Annotated in this window: 24 protein-coding genes; 11 read left to right on the top strand and 13 right to left on the bottom strand. The window is 51.4% G+C overall.

Translation table 11 applies throughout. From position 1 onward, the window contains the following. Positions 1-25 precede the first annotated feature (25 nt). The 4 genes from ACJHX4_RS08655 (at position 26) to mtgA (ending at position 4,995) form a co-directional block, all read left to right on the top strand. Positions 26-955, top strand: a complete 930-nt coding sequence (locus tag ACJHX4_RS08655) for a TIGR01212 family radical SAM protein (protein ID WP_001296449.1) — start codon at positions 26-28, stop codon at positions 953-955. A 95-nt stretch (positions 956-1,050) separates the two neighbouring features. Further along, positions 1,051-3,387: an aerobic respiration two-component sensor histidine kinase ArcB gene (gene arcB, locus ACJHX4_RS08650; RefSeq protein ID WP_000809780.1), complete on the top strand. Its 2,337-nt coding sequence runs from the start codon at positions 1,051-1,053 to the stop codon at positions 3,385-3,387. A 229-nt stretch (positions 3,388-3,616) separates the two neighbouring features. After that, on the top strand, positions 3,617-4,270 hold the full coding sequence (gene elbB, locus ACJHX4_RS08645; protein ID WP_000719791.1) for an isoprenoid biosynthesis glyoxalase ElbB: 654 nt from the start codon (positions 3,617-3,619) through the stop codon (positions 4,268-4,270). After that, a complete protein-coding gene (gene mtgA / locus ACJHX4_RS08640; RefSeq protein WP_000047069.1) occupies positions 4,267-4,995 on the top strand; it encodes a monofunctional biosynthetic peptidoglycan transglycosylase in 729 nt (242 codons plus the stop codon). Before elbB ends, mtgA begins: the two co-directional genes overlap by 4 nt. On the opposite strand, the gene yrbL is transcribed toward mtgA, so the two are convergent. The 12 genes from yrbL to ACJHX4_RS08580 form a co-directional block, all read right to left on the bottom strand. Further along, complete coding sequence (yrbL, locus tag ACJHX4_RS08635; protein WP_000620405.1) at positions 4,992-5,624, bottom strand: PhoP regulatory network protein YrbL; 633 nt, start codon at positions 5,622-5,624, stop codon at positions 4,992-4,994. The two genes, mtgA and yrbL, sit on opposite strands and share 4 nt — an antisense overlap. A 212-nt stretch (positions 5,625-5,836) precedes the next feature. Further along, a complete protein-coding gene (npr, locus tag ACJHX4_RS08630) occupies positions 5,837-6,109 on the bottom strand; it encodes a PTS phosphocarrier protein NPr (protein ID WP_000216791.1) in 273 nt (90 codons plus the stop codon). After that, positions 6,106-6,960, bottom strand: a complete 855-nt coding sequence (gene rapZ / locus ACJHX4_RS08625) for an RNase adapter RapZ (protein WP_000243741.1) — start codon at positions 6,958-6,960, stop codon at positions 6,106-6,108. The genes npr and rapZ overlap by 4 nt, the downstream gene beginning before the upstream one ends. A 45-nt stretch (positions 6,961-7,005) precedes the next feature. After that, positions 7,006-7,497, bottom strand: a complete 492-nt coding sequence (ptsN, locus tag ACJHX4_RS08620) for a PTS IIA-like nitrogen regulatory protein PtsN (protein ID WP_000183674.1) — start codon at positions 7,495-7,497, stop codon at positions 7,006-7,008. A 117-nt stretch (positions 7,498-7,614) separates the two neighbouring features. Continuing rightward, entirely contained in the window at positions 7,615-7,902 is a 288-nt protein-coding gene (gene hpf, locus ACJHX4_RS08615; RefSeq protein ID WP_001176599.1) for a ribosome hibernation promoting factor, read from the bottom strand. Between the two features lie 22 nt (positions 7,903-7,924). Then, positions 7,925-9,358, bottom strand: coding sequence for an RNA polymerase factor sigma-54 (gene rpoN, locus ACJHX4_RS08610; RefSeq protein ID WP_000809051.1), 1,434 nt, complete (start codon positions 9,356-9,358; stop codon positions 7,925-7,927). Between the two features lie 47 nt (positions 9,359-9,405). Then, on the bottom strand, positions 9,406-10,131 hold the full coding sequence (gene lptB / locus ACJHX4_RS08605) for an LPS export ABC transporter ATP-binding protein (protein ID WP_000224099.1): 726 nt from the start codon (positions 10,129-10,131) through the stop codon (positions 9,406-9,408). A gap of 6 nt (positions 10,132-10,137) precedes the next feature. Next, on the bottom strand, positions 10,138-10,695 hold the full coding sequence (gene lptA, locus ACJHX4_RS08600; RefSeq protein ID WP_000669785.1) for a lipopolysaccharide ABC transporter substrate-binding protein LptA: 558 nt from the start codon (positions 10,693-10,695) through the stop codon (positions 10,138-10,140). Then, entirely contained in the window at positions 10,664-11,239 is a 576-nt protein-coding gene (gene lptC, locus ACJHX4_RS08595) for an LPS export ABC transporter periplasmic protein LptC (protein WP_000030537.1), read from the bottom strand. Before lptC ends, lptA begins: the two co-directional genes overlap by 32 nt. Further along, on the bottom strand, positions 11,236-11,802 hold the full coding sequence (kdsC, locus tag ACJHX4_RS08590; protein ID WP_000030016.1) for a 3-deoxy-manno-octulosonate-8-phosphatase KdsC: 567 nt from the start codon (positions 11,800-11,802) through the stop codon (positions 11,236-11,238). Before kdsC ends, lptC begins: the two co-directional genes overlap by 4 nt. Before the next feature lie 20 nt (positions 11,803-11,822). Continuing rightward, on the bottom strand, positions 11,823-12,809 hold the full coding sequence (gene kdsD / locus ACJHX4_RS08585) for an arabinose-5-phosphate isomerase KdsD (RefSeq protein WP_001295557.1): 987 nt from the start codon (positions 12,807-12,809) through the stop codon (positions 11,823-11,825). A 13-nt stretch (positions 12,810-12,822) separates the two neighbouring features. Then, on the bottom strand, positions 12,823-13,800 hold the full coding sequence (locus ACJHX4_RS08580; protein ID WP_000922880.1) for a calcium/sodium antiporter: 978 nt from the start codon (positions 13,798-13,800) through the stop codon (positions 12,823-12,825). A gap of 209 nt (positions 13,801-14,009) precedes the next feature. On the opposite strand from ACJHX4_RS08580, the gene mlaF reads away from it, so the two are divergent. The 7 genes from mlaF to murA all read left to right on the top strand — a co-directional run bounded on the left by mlaF (position 14,010) and on the right by murA (position 18,840). Then, the gene (gene mlaF, locus ACJHX4_RS08575; protein ID WP_000438245.1) at positions 14,010-14,819 is read left to right on the top strand and encodes a phospholipid ABC transporter ATP-binding protein MlaF; all 810 of its coding nucleotides are present in this window, start codon (positions 14,010-14,012) and stop codon (positions 14,817-14,819) included. A 7-nt stretch (positions 14,820-14,826) separates the two neighbouring features. Then, positions 14,827-15,609, top strand: a complete 783-nt coding sequence (gene mlaE, locus ACJHX4_RS08570) for a lipid asymmetry maintenance ABC transporter permease subunit MlaE (RefSeq protein ID WP_000925795.1) — start codon at positions 14,827-14,829, stop codon at positions 15,607-15,609. Between the two features lie 4 nt (positions 15,610-15,613). Then, on the top strand, positions 15,614-16,165 hold the full coding sequence (mlaD, locus tag ACJHX4_RS08565) for an outer membrane lipid asymmetry maintenance protein MlaD (protein WP_001296448.1): 552 nt from the start codon (positions 15,614-15,616) through the stop codon (positions 16,163-16,165). Between the two features lie 18 nt (positions 16,166-16,183). Beyond that, a complete protein-coding gene (gene mlaC, locus ACJHX4_RS08560) occupies positions 16,184-16,819 on the top strand; it encodes a phospholipid-binding protein MlaC (protein ID WP_000476484.1) in 636 nt (211 codons plus the stop codon). After that, positions 16,819-17,112 (top strand): lipid asymmetry maintenance protein MlaB, encoded by a 294-nt coding sequence (gene mlaB / locus ACJHX4_RS08555; RefSeq protein ID WP_000004487.1) that lies wholly within the window; start codon positions 16,819-16,821, stop codon positions 17,110-17,112. Before mlaC ends, mlaB begins: the two co-directional genes overlap by 1 nt. A gap of 159 nt (positions 17,113-17,271) precedes the next feature. Beyond that, positions 17,272-17,526 (top strand): BolA family iron metabolism protein IbaG, encoded by a 255-nt coding sequence (ibaG, locus tag ACJHX4_RS08550; RefSeq protein ID WP_000429656.1) that lies wholly within the window; start codon positions 17,272-17,274, stop codon positions 17,524-17,526. 54 nt (positions 17,527-17,580) lie between these two features. After that, the gene (gene murA, locus ACJHX4_RS08545; protein WP_000357259.1) at positions 17,581-18,840 is read left to right on the top strand and encodes a UDP-N-acetylglucosamine 1-carboxyvinyltransferase; all 1,260 of its coding nucleotides are present in this window, start codon (positions 17,581-17,583) and stop codon (positions 18,838-18,840) included. A 47-nt stretch (positions 18,841-18,887) separates the two neighbouring features. Here the strand turns inward: murA and sfsB are convergent, their stop codons facing one another. Further along, positions 18,888-19,166, bottom strand: coding sequence for a DNA-binding transcriptional regulator SfsB (sfsB, locus tag ACJHX4_RS08540; RefSeq protein ID WP_000445413.1), 279 nt, complete (start codon positions 19,164-19,166; stop codon positions 18,888-18,890). Between the last annotated feature and the right edge of the window lie 71 nt (positions 19,167-19,237).

Here is a 19,237-nt window from a genome sequence, read left to right as displayed (position 1 = left end):
TTTTCAAGGCGCGGTCTATCAGATTATGCAGTTACAGAAATTAGTCAATATGTTTGGTGGTGATCTCACCCGTCGTTATGGGCAAAAGGTGCATAAGCTGACGCTGCACGGCGGTTTTAGCTGCCCTAACCGTGACGGTACCATCGGGCGTGGCGGCTGCACATTCTGTAATGTTGCCTCGTTTGCCGATGAAGCGCAGCAGCATCGTTCCATTGCCGAGCAACTGGCGCACCAGGCGAATTTAGTTAACCGCGCTAAACGCTATCTGGCCTACTTTCAGGCGTATACCAGCACCTTTGCGGAAGTTCAGGTGCTGCGTTCGATGTATCAGCAGGCGGTGAGCCAGGCCAATATTGTCGGTTTGTGTGTTGGTACCCGCCCGGACTGCGTGCCGGATGCGGTGCTGGATCTGCTTTGCGAATATAAGGACCAGGGCTACGAAGTGTGGCTGGAGCTGGGGCTACAAACCGCCCACGACAAAACACTGCATCGCATAAATCGCGGTCATGATTTTGCCTGCTATCAGCGCACGACGCAGCTGGCGCGTGAGCGTGGGCTGAAGGTGTGCTCTCACTTAATTGTTGGCCTGCCTGGCGAAGGGCAGGCTGAATGTTTGCAAACGCTGGAGCGAGTGGTTGAAACCGGCGTGGACGGCATAAAGCTGCATCCGCTGCATATAGTGAAAGGCAGCATTATGGCGAAAGCCTGGGAAGCGGGGCGTTTGAACGGAATTGAACTGGAGGATTACACGCTCACTGCCGGAGAAATGATTCGCCATACGCCACCGGAAGTTATCTACCACCGTATTTCCGCCAGCGCCCGTCGCCCGACGCTGCTTGCTCCGCTGTGGTGCGAAAATCGATGGACGGGAATGGTCGAGCTGGATCGTTATCTGAATGAACATGGCGTACAGGGATCGGCGCTGGGACGTCCGTGGCTACCTCCAACGGCGTAGGCCATTGAGGGGAATTCCGCATTTCTCACACAATTTATAACGTAACTGTCAGAATTGGGTATTATTGGGGCAGGTTGTCGTGAAGGAATTCCCTAATGAAGCAAATTCGTCTGCTGGCGCAGTATTATGTTGACCTGATGATGAAGTTAGGTCTGGTGCGCTTCTCAATGTTGCTGGCGCTGGCCCTCGTCGTTCTTGCCATTGTGGTACAAATGGCGGTAACCATGGTGCTGCATGGTCAGGTCGAAAGCATTGATGTTATTCGTTCTATCTTCTTTGGTTTGCTGATTACGCCGTGGGCGGTCTACTTTCTATCGGTGGTCGTCGAGCAACTGGAGGAGTCACGACAACGTCTGTCACGACTGGTGCAAAAACTGGAGGAGATGCGCGAGCGCGATTTGAGCCTCAACGTTCAGTTAAAAGATAATATTGCCCAGCTAAATCAGGAAATCGCCGTTCGTGAAAAAGCGGAAGCAGAACTGCAGGAAACCTTCGGCCAACTGAAAATTGAAATCAAAGAGCGCGAAGAGACACAAATTCAGCTCGAGCAGCAATCCTCATTCTTACGTTCCTTCCTTGACGCTTCACCCGACCTGGTTTTTTATCGTAACGAAGATAAAGAGTTTTCCGGCTGTAACCGCGCGATGGAGCTGCTGACCGGAAAAAGCGAAAAACAACTGGTTCACCTGAAACCTGCTGATGTTTACTCACCAGAAGCCGCTGCGAAAGTCATTGAAACCGATGAAAAAGTGTTCCGTCATAATGTGTCACTGACCTATGAGCAGTGGCTGGATTATCCCGACGGACGCAAAGCCTGCTTTGAAATCCGTAAAGTGCCGTACTACGACCGCGTGGGTAAACGTCACGGTTTGATGGGCTTTGGTCGCGACATTACCGAGCGTAAGCGGTATCAGGATGCGCTTGAACGCGCCAGCCGCGACAAAACGACGTTTATCTCCACCATCAGTCACGAATTGCGTACACCGCTGAACGGTATCGTCGGCCTGAGCCGCATTCTGCTGGATACTGAACTCACCGCCGAGCAGGAAAAATATCTCAAAACCATCCATGTTTCGGCTGTCACGCTGGGGAATATCTTCAACGATATTATCGACATGGATAAGATGGAACGGCGCAAGGTCCAGCTTGATAATCAGCCGGTTGATTTCACCAGCTTCCTTGCCGATCTGGAAAATCTCTCCGCATTGCAGGCGCAACAAAAAGGATTGCGCTTTAATCTGGAGCCGACGCTGCCATTACCGCATCAGGTCATTACCGACGGGACGCGTTTACGGCAGATCTTGTGGAACCTCATCAGTAACGCCGTCAAATTCACTCAGCAAGGCCAGGTTACCGTGCGCGTGCGCTACGATGAAGGCGATATGCTGCATTTTGAAGTGGAAGACTCTGGTATCGGCATTCCGCAGGATGAGCTGGATAAAATCTTCGCCATGTATTACCAGGTGAAAGACAGTCATGGCGGTAAACCTGCCACCGGCACCGGTATTGGTCTGGCCGTTTCTCGTCGTCTGGCGAAAAATATGGGCGGCGATATTACGGTTACCAGCGAACAGGGCAAAGGTTCAACCTTTACGTTGACGATCCACGCACCGTCGGTAGCAGAAGAGGTTGATGATGCGTTTGATGAAGACGATATGCCTTTACCGGCGCTGAATGTGCTGCTGGTGGAAGACATTGAACTGAACGTGATTGTCGCGCGTTCTGTGCTGGAAAAATTAGGTAACAGCGTTGATGTCGCCATGACCGGCAAGGCGGCGCTGGAGATGTTTAAACCGGGCGAATACGACCTGGTATTGCTGGATATTCAGTTGCCAGATATGACCGGGCTGGATATCTCTCGTGAACTGACGAAGCGTTATCCGCGCGAGGATTTACCGCCGCTGGTGGCCTTAACCGCTAACGTGCTGAAAGACAAGCAAGAGTACCTCAATGCTGGAATGGATGATGTGCTGAGTAAGCCGCTTTCTGTTCCGGCGCTAACCGCGATGATCAAGAAATTCTGGGATACCCAGGATGATGAGGAGAGTACGGTGACGACAGAAGAGAACAGTAAATCAGAAGCATTGCTCGATATTCCCATGCTGGAACAGTATCTCGAACTTGTAGGACCGAAGCTGATCACCGACGGGTTAGCGGTGTTTGAGAGAATGATGCCGGGCTATGTCAGCGTGCTGGAGTCGAATCTGACGGCGCAGGATAAAAAAGGCATTGTTGAGGAAGGGCATAAAATTAAAGGTGCGGCGGGGTCAGTGGGGTTACGCCATCTGCAACAGCTGGGTCAGCAAATTCAGTCTCCTGACCTTCCCGCCTGGGAAGATAACGTCGGTGAATGGATTGAAGAGATGAAAGAAGAGTGGCGTCACGACGTAGAAGTACTGAAAGCGTGGGTGGCAAAAGCCACTAAAAAATGACCCCGGCTAGACCGGGGTGCGCGAATACTGCGCCAACACCAGGGAAATCTTGGCTGCGCCGTAAATTATTATGATGAGTTACAAGGGCACAGCACTGTTTTTCAGGCCGCACGCAGTTAAGATAGCAAAACTTAAATGATTTGTTACATGAATCAGTTAAATGTGTGATGCGTAGCATTTTTATTAAAAAAATTAATGTGTTTCAGTCAATTGCGAAAGGAAGATCACAATGAAGAAAATTGGCGTAATTCTGAGCGGATGCGGCGTCTATGACGGTTCTGAAATTCATGAAGCGGTATTGACGTTGTTAGCTATTTCACGCAGCGGTGCGCAGGCGGTTTGCTTTGCACCGGATAAGCAGCAGGTTGATGTTATCAACCATTTAACTGGTGAAGCGATGACGGAAACGCGCAATGTGCTGATTGAAGCGGCACGAATAACGCGCGGTGAAATCCGTCCTCTGGCCCAGGCCGATGCCGCTGAACTGGATGCGTTGATTGTGCCGGGGGGTTTTGGCGCGGCGAAGAATTTAAGCAATTTTGCCAGTCTTGGTAGCGAATGCACCGTTGACCGTGAATTAAAGGCGCTGGCACAAGCGATGCATCAGGCCGGAAAACCGCTTGGTTTTATGTGTATTGCACCGGCGATACTGCCGAAAATTTTCGATTTCCCGCTACGTTTGACCATCGGTACTGATATCGATACCGCAGAAGTGCTGGAAGAGATGGGCGCGGAGCATGTGCCGTGTCCTGTCGATGATATCGTGGTTGATGAAGACAATAAGATTGTCACCACCCCGGCATATATGCTGGCGCAGAACATTGCAGAAGCGGCGAGCGGCATTGATAAGCTGGTTTCCCGCGTGCTGGTTCTGGCTGAATGAGTAAAAGCCGCTTAACGGTGTTTAGTTTCGTTCGCCGTTTTCTTCTGCGGTTAATGGTTGTCCTCGCCATTTTCTGGGGCGGGGGCATCGCGTTGTTTAGCGTTGCGCCTGTTCCTTTCTCAGCGGTAATGGTCGAGCGGCAAGTCAGCGCCTGGCTGCATGGCAATTTTCGTTACGTGGCACATTCTGACTGGGTCAGTATGGATCAAATCTCGCCGTGGATGGGACTGGCGGTGATTGCCGCAGAAGATCAGAAATTTCCTGAGCACTGGGGCTTTGATGTCGCTTCCATTGAGCAAGCCCTGGCGCACAACGAGCGCAATGAAAACCGTATTCGCGGTGCTTCAACGATTTCTCAGCAGACAGCCAAAAATCTCTTTTTATGGGATGGGCGTAGCTGGGTTCGAAAAGGGCTGGAAGCCGGATTAACGCTGGGGATAGAAACAGTCTGGAGCAAAAAGCGTATCCTGACGGTTTACCTGAATATCGCCGAATTTGGCGACGGTGTGTTTGGCGTCGAAGCTGCGGCACAACGTTATTTCCACAAACCCGCGAGCAAACTTACCCGGTCGGAAGCTGCATTACTGGCAGCTGTATTACCTAATCCACTTCGTTTCAAAGTCTCCGCGCCATCGGGCTATGTGCGTAGCCGTCAGGCGTGGATTTTACGGCAGATGTATCAGTTAGGCGGTGAGCCGTTTATGCAACAACACCAGCTTGATTAAGCTTCGCGCGAAGTGAGGGCCAGCGTTTTGCTCTCACGAGGTTGCAGATCTTTCTGCAGGGCAATAGCCAGCGCCGGTTGGGCGATAAATCGTTTCCATAACCGCTCTTGCTTACGCAGACAACACCACTTCGACCAGGTCGCCAGTGGAATCAATGTGCTTTCACCAATGTTGTCGCAGACGACGGGGATAACCTCTGACTCACTGATGCGGTGACAGAGGATATTCTGCGGCTTCAGCGACATCGTCACGATACGGTTATCCTGCAAATAACGCTTCAGCTGTTTCAGTAACTGGCGCAGTTGTGCAATGTCTTCTTCGTAACGGCATTGTTCTGCAAATTCGGTCAGCGTAATGGAAGGCTTGCCGTCGAAATCGGCAATCACATCGTAGACATAACCGGTTCCGCAATCCGTCTCAACGGTACCGTGATAGCGCGGTATTCCACTCCAGTCTTTTAACCGGCGACCAAGATGCGCGTAGTACTTTAACTCACGGCGGATCTCTTTATCGCCACCATCGCCACGATGGTAGACAATCTTGATACAGCGTTGGGCATCTTCCGGATGCGCATAACATTTCCGATGTCTTCCGGTGCCCAGGGGACTTTGTTCAGATAAGCGAATCATGCCATCTCCTGGAAATATTTTCTGACGATCTCCAGTATGGTCGATTAACTTAAACGAAATCTAAACAATGCTTCTTAAGGTTTTCTTAAGGTTCTTCTGAAAGTAAAAAGCGCACGAAATGTACAATCGACGTTGATTGATAACGATTTCAGTACGCGCTTTTCTTATTGCCGGGGGAGCTTGAAGGGATTTGAATGTCAAAGTGATGAAGATTAATCTTCATCAAAACCAGAGTTAAAGAGGGCGATAACGGCGGCCAGTGCTTCCTCTTCCTGTGGACCGGTCGCTTCAACTTCAATCTGCCGTCCTTTGGCAGAATCCAACATCAGCAGCGCAATAACGCTGTTGGCTTCAGCCTCGGTGCCTTCGTCATTACGTAACAGCACTTCAGCGTCAAAACCCTGCATTAATTCAAACAGCTTCATTGCAGGCCGGGCATGCATGCCCAGCTTGTTTGTAATTTCAACAGTTTGCTTGACGGTCATGGTTTACGTTTTTCCAGCGTCCGATGGCGTGACTGGACGTTTTTACCGCGCGAGCGGAAGTAGTCTGCCAGTTGCTCTGCAATATACACCGAACGGTGCTTCCCGCCGGTACAACCAATGGCGACCGTCAGGTAGCTACGGTTGTTGGTTTCCAGCATAGGTAACCATAGCTCAAGATAGCTTCGCGTCTGGTAGATAAAATTGTGTACTTCTGTGTGGCGGTCGAGGAACGCGGCGACAGGTTTATCAAGACCTGTCATTGGACGCAGTTTCGGATCCCAGTGTGGGTTCGGCAAGAAGCGCACGTCAAAGACGTAATCTGCATCGATAGGGATACCGTGTTTGAAGCCGAAAGACTCAAAGACCATGGTCAGTTCACGTTCACGTTTACCCAACAGACGGGTACGCAGCATTTCTGCCAGCTCGTGAACGGACATTTCTGAGGTATCGACAATCAGATCCGCTCGCGAACGCAGAGGCTCCAGCAAATCGCTTTCTTTGTCGATAGCACTTTCCAGCGACAGGTTTTTGCTGGAAAGCGGATGCAGTCGGCGCGTGTCACTGTAACGACGAATTAAGGTATTACGGTCGGCATCCAGGAACAGTAGTTGCGGTGAGAAAGCGTCAGGCAGGTTACTCATCGCCTGTTCGAATATTTCTGGTGACTCCGGCATATTACGAACATCAATGCTGACGGCGGCAGAAATCTCTCGATCGGCCAGAGTTCGAGCCAGATCGGGTAACAACACTACGGGAAGGTTATCCACGCAGTAAAAACCCATATCTTCCAGCGCACGCAGGGCGACAGATTTACCTGAACCTGAACGTCCGCTGACGATCATCAGTACCATGTACTGTTTCTCCTCACAACGTCTAAAAGAGACATTACCGAATAACTACGCTTCATCCGGAGTACCTTCGGTATCCGTAATGATTTGATACAGCTCTTCATCGCTCTGGGCTGCGCGTAAACGGCGGCAGATGGTTTTGTCCGCCAGACGTTTCGCCACCAGCGACAGAGTATGCAGGTGCGTTTTAGTTTGGTCTGCCGGCACCAGCAGGGCAAAAAGTAAGTCCACCGGTTGGTTGTCGATGGCATCGAAAGCTATAGGTGTTTCGAGCTGAACGAAAACGCCAACGGCACGCAGAGTATCTTCTTCCAGTTTGCCATGCGGAATGGCAATACCATTGCCGATACCGGTACTGCCCATTTTTTCCCGCGTCAGGATAGCTTCAAAAACCACCTGAGGCGCCAGGCTAAGTTGTTTCGCCGCCAGCTCGCTGATGATTTCCAGGGCGCGTTTTTTGCTCTGGCAGTGGACGCGGCTTCGCGTACATTCCCTGTTAAGAACACTGCTAAGCTGTAGAGTTGTATCATTATTTGTCATAATTTCACCTAAGAACCTGCCCACTCAAACAGTGGAACAGGTTCGGAGCATTAACCGTACAAATGGCCCGTTGTGCCGCACAACAGGCCGCCATGCACATGCTAATTGCCCGGACAATTAGTGTTGTTTCAGTTTATCTTTATGTTTGGTCAACTGGCGTGCCAGCTTATCAATTAAGCCATCAATGGCAGCGTACATGTCCTGACCTTCCGCGCTGGCATGAATTTCACCACCGTTTACATGCAGTGTTGCATCTGAGGTGTGGGTGACTTTCTCCACTTTCAGAACAACATAGACCTGGTTGATTCGGTCAAAATATTGCTCAAGTTTGGCAAATTTGGCTGTAACAAATTCGCGCAGTGCCTCGGTGATCTCGACGTTATTTCCGGTAATGTTGAGCTGCATAGTGTCTTCCTTATCGGTTGGGTCAAACGAGCTGTTTACGCTGGTTTGACGGCGGAATGGATAAAGACTCTCGGTACTTCGCAACAGTGCGGCGTGCCACCATGATACCTTGTTCCGACAGCAAAGAGGTTAACTTGCTGTCGCTCAACGGTTTCGCTGGGTTTTCCGCCGCGATTAATTTCTTCACCAGCGCACGAATCGCTGTGGAAGAGGCTTCACCCCCGCCTTCAGTATTGACGTGACTGGAAAAGAAATATTTCAGTTCAAAAATGCCTCGTGGACTATGCAGGTATTTTTGCGTGGTCACGCGAGATATCGTCGATTCATGCATTTCGACAGCCTGGGCGATATCGGCCAGTACCATCGGTTTCATATATTCTTCACCTTGCTCAAAGAAGGCTTGCTGCTGTTCAACGATACAGCGACTCACGCGCAGTAGCGTATCGTTACGGCTTTCCAGACTCTTGATCAACCATTTGGCATCCTGCAGATTGCTGCGGATAAACTGGCTATCACCATCATTGCGCGCGTTATTGCACATCGAGGCGTAGTGCTGGTTGATTTGCAGACGCGGAATGCTGTCACTGTTGAGTTCTACCGTCCAGTGGCCGTTATGCTTACGCACCAGCACATCTGGAATGACATACTCAGGTTCGCCAGTCTGGATCGACTGCCCGGGGCGCGGATCGAGCGACTGGATCAGATTGACGGCTTCTTTCAGCACATCTTCTTTCAGACGCGTGACGCGCATTAAAGTGCGGAAGTCGTGATTGGCTAATAGATCGAGATGATCGCTAATGATCAGTCTGGCCTCTTCCAGCCATGGCGTGGTCTTATCGAATTGGGAGAGTTGGATCAGCAGGCAGTCACGCAGATCTTTTGCCGCCACACCGACTGGATCAAACCGTTGGATCCGCTTAAGGACGGCTTCAACTTCGTCGATGTCAATCTCTTCATCGCCCATACTTTCGAGAATATCTTCCAGCGGGACAGTCAGATAACCGGTGTCATCAACGGCATCGACGATAGAGGTAGCAATCGCGCGGTCAGTGTCGGAAAACGGTGTCAACTCGACCTGCCACATCAGGTAATCCTGTAAGGTCTGCGTCGTTTCGCCCTGATAGACCGGCAGCTCGTCATCAATGTAGTCACCGCTGGTGCCGGATGGTGTACCAGCGGTGTAAATGGTGTCCCAACTGGCATCGAGCGGCAGCTCTTCCGGCATCTCTTTTTGTTCGAGCGCGTCGGCGGTGTCCAGTGTTTCACTGTCTTGCGTTTCGCGGGTGTCGATTTCTTCATGAGTGTCGATTTGCTCAAGCAGCGGATTGCTCTCCAGCGCCTGCTGTAGCTCTTGCTGAAGTTCCAGCGTCGACAACTGCAACAGACGAATTGCCTGTTGGAGCTGTGGCGTCATCGCCAGTTGTTGGCTAAGCCTGAGTTGCAAACCTTGCTTCATGTTCAGAATCGTACTCTCCTGCTAAAACGTCGCAAACTTCTACCCTATCAGAGTCTGAAGTCTTCCCCAAGGTATACACGCTTAACGTGTTCGTCTTGTAAGATTTCTGTAGGCGTGCCGTGGGCGATCAAATGCCCCTGACTGACGATATAAGCGCGTTCACAAACCGCCAGTGTTTCACGCACGTTGTGGTCAGTGATCAGTACGCCCAGGCCGCTGTCGCGCAGGTGCTCAATGATGCGTTTAATGTCGATAACCGAGATCGGGTCAACCCCGGCAAACGGTTCGTCGAGCAGAATAAATTTCGGATTCGCAGCCAGTGCGCGGGCAATTTCTACACGGCGACGTTCACCCCCGGAGAGTGACTGCCCCATGCTGTCACGCAGGTGCTCAATGTGAAACTCTTCCATCAGCTCGTTCGCACGGTCTTCACGTTGTTCAGCAGACAAGTCGTCACGAATTTGCAGTACCGCCATCAGGTTATCGTAAACGCTGAGGCGACGGAAAATGGAGGCTTCCTGCGGCAGATAGCCGATACCGCGGCGCGCGCGTGCATGCAGAGGCAGCAGACTGATATCGTCATCATCAATAATGATGTTGCCCGCATCGCGCGGCACAATGCCAACAACCATGTAGAAAGTGGTGGTCTTACCGGCACCGTTTGGCCCCAGCAGACCGACAATTTCCCCGGAGTTGACGGTCAGGCTGACGTCTTCTACCACGCGACGGCCTTTATAGGCTTTTGCAAGGTTCTTTGCAGTTAATGTTGCCATAACGAATTAATTACCCTTCTTCTGTGCCGGGGTCTGGCCTTTATTGTTTTTGTCCTGCAACTGCGACGGCACCAGAACGGTGGTTACGCGCTTGCCTTTGTCGCTGAAAGCCTGCATTTTCTGCTCTTTCACCAGGTAAGTGATCTTATCGCCCTTAATGTTGCTATCGACCTGCTGCAGATAAGCATTACCCGTCAGAACGACAAAATCTTTTGCCAGTTCGTAGTGCATCTGGGAAGCGTGACCTTCAACGGGTTTACCGTTGTCCTGCATCTGGTAGAACGTTGCCGGTTTACCGTAGCCGTCAATCACTTCTTTACCTTGTTCGCCGCCCGGACGGGTAACGACCACTTTGTCGGCATTAATTTTGATGGTGCCCTGGGTGACGATAACATTACCGGTAAAGGTAACCACGTTGCCTTGCATATCAAGAGATTGCTGGTCCGATTCAATGTGGATCGGCTGATCAGTGTCTCCGGTTACGGCAAATGCCGGAATGCTGGCGGCCAGAAGTGAGCTGGCAAGCACAAGATTAAGGCTGAGTTTGTTTGTTTTGAATTTCATAGGATGTTCTAACCTTTTCAATCAGCTCGGCGTTCTTGCTGCGTAAGTTGCCGCGCATTTTCAGACCGCTGGAGTTAAATGTTGTTCCGTATAACGTGACGAGGTCTTCAGAGGTAACATCCTGCGTCACCAGATTGATCTGCGCGTTATCCGTCGTGATTCTGCGAAGTTGAGAGTCCGGCACGAGTGCATTGACTTCAACGTGTCCATATAAATAGAGCATCCGGTCATTGGTCAGCTTGGCTTTATCTGCTTTTACGGACCATGTCGGGATTTTATCCTTATCAAACGTGGTAAGTACCGGCTGCGTAAACCACGAAACGGCCTGATCGGAATAATATTCAACGTGTTGAGCAATCAATCGATAGCTTAGTGCCCCTTCTGGGTTATAGACGAGCGTGTCCGTATGCTCGCTTTTATAGGTGGGATCATTGTTGTTGACGACCACCTGGGCGGTATCGTCTTTTTCGGCCATATTAATGCCGATCATCACCAGAACCGCCAGTGATAGCACAATGATAACCCAACGTCTGGCTTTACTCATATCGATTGCCCTTTGGCTTCATCCAGTTTGCCCTGCGCCAGGAGTAATAAGTCGCAAACTTCTCGCACTGCGCCACGACCGCCAGCAATGCGCGTTACGTAATCGGCGCGCGGGATCAACAGTGGATGCGCATCGGCCACGGCGACGCTTAAACCCACTTTTTCCATTACCGGCCAGTCGATGAGATCATCGCCGACATAAGCCACATTTTCCGGGGCAATCGCCAGTTTTTCCAGCAGATCGCTAAAGGCGATCAGTTTGTTTGACTGCCCCTGATACAAGTGAGTGATCCCCAATGTGGCACAACGATCTTCTACCAGTTTAGCCTTTCGCCCGGTAATGATAGCGACTTCAATATCAGAGGTGAGCGCACAACGAATGCCATAACCGTCACGAACATTGAACGCTTTCAGCTCTTCGCCGTTATTGCCCATATAAATCAGGCCATCTGACAGTACGCCGTCAACGTCGAGGATCAGCAGACGAATGTTCTCTGCTTTTGCCATAACGTCGGCGCTGACAGGGCCGTAACAGGTCGCAAGCGACGCACCTGCTTTGCTCATTGTTGTTTATCCTTGAATCTTTACACTACGCCTGCACGCAGTAAATCATGCATATGTAACACACCGAGTAAATGGTCGCCATCGGCAACCATCACGGAGGTGATATGGCGGGACTGCATTAAGTTCAGTGCCTCAACGGCCAGAATGCCTGGGCGCACGCGTATTCCCCCCGGCGTCATCACATCGGCAATACTTAACTGACGAACATCCACGCCCATATCGAAGACACGGCGTAAATCACCGTCGGTAAAGATGCCTTCAATCATCATATTGTCATCGCAAATGACAGTCATACCAAGATTTTTGCGGGTAACTTCCAGCAATGCGTCACGCAGACTGGCCGTTTTCTTAACATGCGGGATCTCATCGCCCGTATGCATAATATCGTTTACGCGCAGCAGAAGTTTACGACCCAGTGCGCCGCCTGGGTGTGAGAGCGCAAAATCTTCAGCAGTAAAGCCGCGTGCTTTTAACAGCGCGACAGCGAGGGCATCGCCCATAACCAGCGTGGCGGTTGTGCTGCTGGTCGGTGCCAGCCCTAACGGACAGGCTTCTTTCGCTACTTTAACACACAGATGCACATCTGCGGCGCGCGCCATGCTGCTCTCCGGGCGACCGGTGATGCAGATTAACGGTACGTGAAGACGCTTAAGCACTGGAATTAAGGCCGTGATTTCGCTGGATTCACCTGAGTTAGAGATAGCAATCACCACATCCTGCGGGGTGACCATGCCTAAATCACCATGCGCGGCTTCACCAGGATGGACGAAAAATGAAGGTGTACCAGTGCTGGCAAATGTTGCTGCCATTTTGCGCCCGATGTGCCCCGATTTCCCCATCCCCATGACGACAACTTTCCCTTTACACCAGAACATCTTTTCACAGGCAAGCGTGAAATTCTGATTGATGTATTGATCAAGCTCCGCCAGGCATTCACGTTCAATCGCCAGGACTTCTTTACCTGCTTGCTGAAAGTCAAAACCCGGTTGTAACTCTACGTGCGACATAATGCGTTTCCAGTTATTCAACGAGTATTGGCGATAACCAGTACAACATCGCCAGCCATACGATAAATCCGCCAGTTAATAATACCCCTACACCACGGCCCGGTTGCGGGGAGCGCCGCCAGCACAGCAACGCAAAAATAATGCTCACCAGCAACATCACGCTGTAGTCACGACTGTACGCCAGTGGATCAATCTCTCCTGGCGTTATCAGCGCGGGTAAACCCAACACGATGACAATATTAAAAATGTTTGCGCCAATGATATTTCCGACCGCAATGTCGTTTTCACCTTTGCGAACCCCTGCTATTGCGGTTGCCAGTTCCGGCAGGCTGGTTCCGATAGCAATTGCCGTCAGACCCATCGTCAACTCGCTGATGGCAAAGTAATTCGCCAGCACCGTGGCGTTATCAACTACCATCCGCGTGGCCACTGGCATAATGATCAGTGCGATGCCGAGCCATAAAAATGCGACGGGCAATCCACCTTCACGCGGCAGCTCTGCAAGCTGCTCTCTGGTCAGGCTGTCAGTCCCCTGACGTTCAGCCTGACGTGCAAGTTTAACAATGAACAGCAGCCATAGCACAGCCAGAAAGAGGAGAAAGATACCATCGCTGCGACTAAGTTGTCCGTCATAGAGTACGGAACCGGCCACCACGCTGACCAACAACATTAAGGGTAATTCACGGCGTAGAACATCAGAATGGACGGTAAAAGGACGAACCAGCGCAGCCAGACCGAGGATCAGCAATATATTGATAATGTTTGAGCCGAGGGCTGTACCAACGGCTAAATCGCGTTGTTCGTGCAAAGACGCGGCAAGCGAGACGATGATTTCTGGTAACGATGTACCAATACTGACCACCGTCATGCCGATGATCAACGGCGGGATGCCAAAGGTTCGGCAAAGAATAGACGCGGCAAAAACCAGGCGGTCGGCACTGTAAACGACCAAAAGTAAACCAACAATTAACAGTGCCGTAGCTAAAAGCATCTAACGTCCTTTCTTCAGGTATACTCGCCGGTCCGCTGAAGATTTTCAGAAAGCCGTAACAGATTCTTAATTTTGACTTTATGCGGCTAAAAAGTAAAACAAATGCCAGCTTTCGCTAACCACGGCAGGTAATATTCTGTAAATATGTTGGGTTCAAGGTTAAATTGAGCGCCATGCTTAGAAAATCAACGCAAGACGAAGGGTGAATTATGGAGCAGTCTGTGGCGAATTTAGTCGATATGCGCGATGTCAGTTTTACGCGTGGCAATCGCTGCATCTTCGATAATATTTCCCTGACCGTGCCGCGAGGGAAGATCACGGCGATCATGGGGCCATCGGGCATCGGTAAAACGACGCTACTCCGTCTGATTGGCGGGCAAATCGCACCAGATCATGGTGAGATTCTTTTCGATGGTGAGAATATTCCGGCGATGTCTCGTTCGCGCCTGTATACAGTGCGCAAACGGATGAGCATGTTATTTCAGTCCGGGGCGTTGTTCACTGATATGAACGTATTTGACAACGTCGCCTATCCACTGCGGGAACATACCCAACTTCCCGCGCCATTGTTGCATAGTACGGTGATGATGAAGCTGGAGGCCGTGGGGCTGCGTGGAGCGGCTAAACTTATGCCTTCTGAACTTTCCGGTGGGATGGCGCGGCGTGCAGCGCTGGCACGTGCGATTGCGCTGGAGCCGGATCTCATCATGTTTGATGAGCCCTTTGTTGGGCAAGATCCCATTACCATGGGCGTGCTGGTGAAGCTGATTTCTGAGCTGAACAGCGCGCTGGGCGTGACTTGTGTGGTGGTTTCTCACGATGTGCCGGAAGTGTTAAGTATTGCGGATCACGCCTGGATCCTGGCGGACAAAAAAATTGTCGCTCATGGTAGTGCCCAGGCGTTGCAGGCGAATCCTGATCCGCGCGTACGTCAGTTTCTGGACGGGATAGCTGACGGGCCTGTTCCGTTCCGCTATCCTGCCGGCGATTATCACGCTGATCTTTTACCAGGGAGTTAAGCCACTCATGCTGTTAAATGCGCTGGCGTCGCTCGGACATAAAGGGATTAAAACCCTGAGAACGTTCGGGCGGGCCGGGTTAATGTTATTCAATGCGCTGGTCGGCAAACCGGAATTTCGCAAACATGCACCGCTGCTGGTGCGCCAGCTCTATAATGTCGGCGTCCTGTCGATGCTGATTATTGTTGTTTCTGGCGTGTTCATCGGAATGGTGTTGGGGCTGCAAGGTTATCTGGTTCTGACCACTTATAGTGCGGAAACCAGTCTGGGTATGCTGGTGGCGTTATCGCTACTGCGTGAACTGGGGCCGGTGGTTGCCGCGTTGTTGTTTGCCGGGCGTGCTGGTTCGGCGCTAACCGCAGAAATCGGCCTGATGCGCGCTACAGAGCAACTCTCCAGTATGGAGATGATGGCGGTGGATCCGCTGCGTCGGGTTATTTCTCCCCGTTTCTGGGCTGGAGTTATTTCATTACCACTGTTGACGGTTATCTTCGTCGCCGTGGGGATCTGGGGCGGATCGCTGGTCGGCGTCAGTTGGAAAGGCATTGATAGTGGGTTCTTCTGGTCGGCAATGCAAAATGCCGTCGACTGGCGTATGGATCTCGTCAACTGTCTGATTAAGAGCGTGGTGTTCGCCATCACGGTGACGTGGATTTCGTTGTTTAACGGCTACGACGCCATCCCGACGTCTGCCGGGATTAGCCGGGCAACCACTCGCACCGTTGTCCACTCGTCTCTGGCTGTTCTGGGGCTGGATTTTGTGCTGACCGCATTGATGTTTGGGAATTGAGTTCATGCAAACGAAAAAAAATGAAATTTGGGTGGGTATCTTTTTATTAGCAGCACTGCTTGCGGCGCTGTTTGTTTGCCTGAAGGCAGCGAACGTGACGTCTATACGTACTGAACCGACCTATACGCTTTATGCGACGTTCGATAACATTGGCGGCCTGAAAGCCCGCTCTCCGGTCAGCATTGGTGGCGTTGTTGTGGGCCGGGTGGCGGATATTACGCTGGACCCGAAAACCTATCTGCCGCGCGTAACGCTGGAAATTGAACAACGTTATAACCACATTCCTGATACCAGTTCGCTGAGCATTCGTACTTCCGGCCTGCTGGGGGAACAATATCTGGCATTAAACGTCGGTTTTGAAGACCCGGAACTGGGGACTGCTATCCTGAAGGATGGCGATACAATTCAGGACACCAAGTCTGCGATGGTGCTGGAAGATCTCATTGGTCAGTTCCTTTACGGTAGTAAAGGCGATGACAATAAGAATAGTGGCGATGCGCCAGCTGCTGCGCCAGGTAATAATGAAACCACTGAACCTGTGGGTACAACGAAATAATTTCAGGAGAACCGACGCATGTTTAAACGTTTAATGATGGTCGCTTTGCTGGTGATTGCACCGCTGAGTGCGGCAACCGCGGCAGACCAGACCAATCCGTATAAGCTGATGGACGAGGCGGCGCAGAAAACGTTCGATCGCCTGAAGAATGAGCAACCGCAAATTCGGGCCAACCCGGATTATCTGCGTACCATTGTTGATCAGGAACTGTTGCCATACGTACAGGTGAAATACGCCGGTGCGCTGGTGCTGGGCCAGTATTACAAGAGTGCGACCCCAGCTCAACGTGATGCTTACTTTGCCGCTTTCCGTGAGTACCTGAAGCAGGCTTACGGTCAGGCGCTGGCGATGTATCACGGTCAAACCTATCAGATTGCGCCAGAACAGCCGCTGGGTGATAAAACCATTGTGCCGATTCGCGTTACCATTATTGACCCGAATGGCCGCCCGCCGGTGCGTCTGGACTTCCAGTGGCGTAAAAACTCCCAGACGGGCAACTGGCAGGCTTACGACATGATTGCTGAAGGCGTCAGTATGATCACCACCAAACAAAACGAGTGGGGAACGCTGCTGCGTACCAAAGGTATCGACGGCCTGACTGCGCAACTGAAATCGATTTCTCAACAGAAAATCACTCTGGAAGAGAAAAAATAATGAGCGAGTCACTGAGCTGGATGCAGACGGGTGACACGCTGGCGTTATCCGGAGAGCTGGATCAGGACGTTTTGCTACCGCTTTGGGAAATACGTGAGGAAGCGGTGAAGGGGATTACCAGCATCGATCTTAGCCGTGTGTCTCGCGTGGATACGGGTGGACTGGCACTGCTGCTCCATCTTATCGATCTGGCGAAAAAGCAGGGCAACAATGTGACGCTTCAGGGGGTAAACGACAAAGTGTATACCCTGGCGAAATTGTATAATTTGCCTGCTGATGTTCTGCCTCGTTAAATTTTTTCAGGCCGGATATGGCGTTAACCGCCTGTCCGGCAAACCTGCCTGCAAGTCGAGCCTTGTCTGATTTATCAGCGAGGCTTTTTGCTTATTTATGCCAGCGCAACTTTGCTCTAAGATGTTTCGCTGATTTATTAACTGATGATTGAAGATCCCATGGAAAATAATGAAATTCAGAGCGTGTTGATGAACGCTCTCTCCCTCCAGGAAGTCCACGTTTCCGGCGATGGCAGCCACTTTCAGGTTATTGCCGTGGGTGAGTTGTTTGACGGCATGAGTCGGGTTAAAAAACAGCAGACGGTCTATGGCCCGCTGATGGAATATATTGCGGATAACCGCATTCATGCTGTGTCGATCAAAGCGTATACCCCTGCGGAGTGGGCGCGCGATCGCAAACTGAACGGCTTTTGAGCTATGGGCGATTCGCCGGTAGCGGATATGAATTGTTAACTGAGAACAAACTAAATGGATAAATTTCGTGTTCAGGGGCCAACGAAGCTCCAGGGCGAAGTCACAATTTCCGGCGCTAAAAATGCTGCTCTGCCTATCCTTTTTGCCGCACTACTGGCGGAAGAACCGGTAGAGATCCAGAACGTCCCGAAACTAAAAGACGTCGATACATCAATGAAGCTGCTAAGCCAGCTGGGTGCGAAAGTAGAACGTAATGGTTCTGTGCATATTGATGCCCGCGACGTTAATGTATTCTGCGCACCTTACGATCTGGTTAAAACCATGCGTGCTTCTATCTGGGCGCTGGGGCCGCTGGTAGCGCGCTTTGGTCAGGGGCAAGTTTCACTGCCTGGCGGTTGTACGATCGGCGCACGTCCGGTTGATCTACACATTTCTGGCCTCGAACAATTAGGCGCGACCATCAAACTGGAAGAAGGTTACGTTAAAGCTTCCGTCGATGGTCGTCTGAAAGGCGCACATATCGTGATGGATAAAGTCAGCGTTGGCGCAACGGTGACCATCATGTGTGCTGCAACCCTGGCGGAAGGCACCACGATTATTGAAAACGCAGCGCGTGAACCGGAAATCGTCGATACCGCGAACTTCCTGATTACGCTGGGTGCGAAAATTAGCGGTCAGGGCACCGATCGTATCGTCATCGAAGGTGTGGAACGTTTAGGCGGCGGTGTCTATCGCGTGCTGCCGGATCGTATCGAAACCGGTACTTTCCTGGTGGCGGCGGCGATCTCTCGCGGCAAAATTATCTGCCGTAACGCGCAGCCAGATACTCTGGACGCCGTGCTGGCGAAACTGCGTGACGCTGGAGCGGACATCGAAGTCGGCGAAGACTGGATTAGCCTGGATATGCATGGCAAACGTCCGAAGGCTGTTAACGTACGTACCGCGCCGCATCCGGCATTCCCGACCGATATGCAGGCCCAGTTCACGCTGTTGAACCTGGTGGCAGAAGGGACCGGATTCATCACCGAAACGGTCTTTGAAAACCGCTTTATGCATGTGCCAGAGCTGAGCCGTATGGGCGCGCACGCCGAAATCGAAAGCAATACCGTTATTTGTCACGGTGTTGAAAAACTTTCTGGCGCACAGGTTATGGCAACCGATCTGCGTGCATCAGCAAGCCTGGTGCTGGCTGGCTGTATTGCGGAAGGGACGACGGTGGTTGATCGTATTTATCACATCGATCGTGGCTACGAACGCATTGAAGACAAACTACGCGCTTTAGGTGCAAATATTGAGCGTGTGAAAGGCGAGTAATTGTCTGAGAGCTGGCAGCCCCGTTCGCGGGGCTACCGCCAGACCACTCATTTTTTCGGTTTAGTGTAGCTACGCATCAACTGCGTTCTGTCGATAAACTCATGGGTCTGCGGATCATGGTAGCGTGATGGCCAGATAACCCAGGGGTCAGTTCCCAGGGCTTTCGCAATAATCATCTCTCCTTTCGGCCATGGGCGTGATAATGCGTTCGCCAGCGTTGAGGAACTCAAACCATTTCTGCGAGACTCCGCCGCCATTGACGTTCCCTTCTTGCGCAAACCTGCAATGATGTCAGCGGGATGCCAGTCAATGAAATTACTTTCCATCTTTCCTCACTCCTTAAATTAGTCGCTTTCATTCAGAATACTTCTTCTGTTTCTGTCGAGCATCACTATAC

Source organism: Escherichia sp. WS2035, assembly GCF_046487065.1.
GTDB lineage: Bacteria > Pseudomonadota > Gammaproteobacteria > Enterobacterales > Enterobacteriaceae > Escherichia > Escherichia coli.
This window is presented reverse-complemented; position numbering and strand designations above follow the sequence as displayed.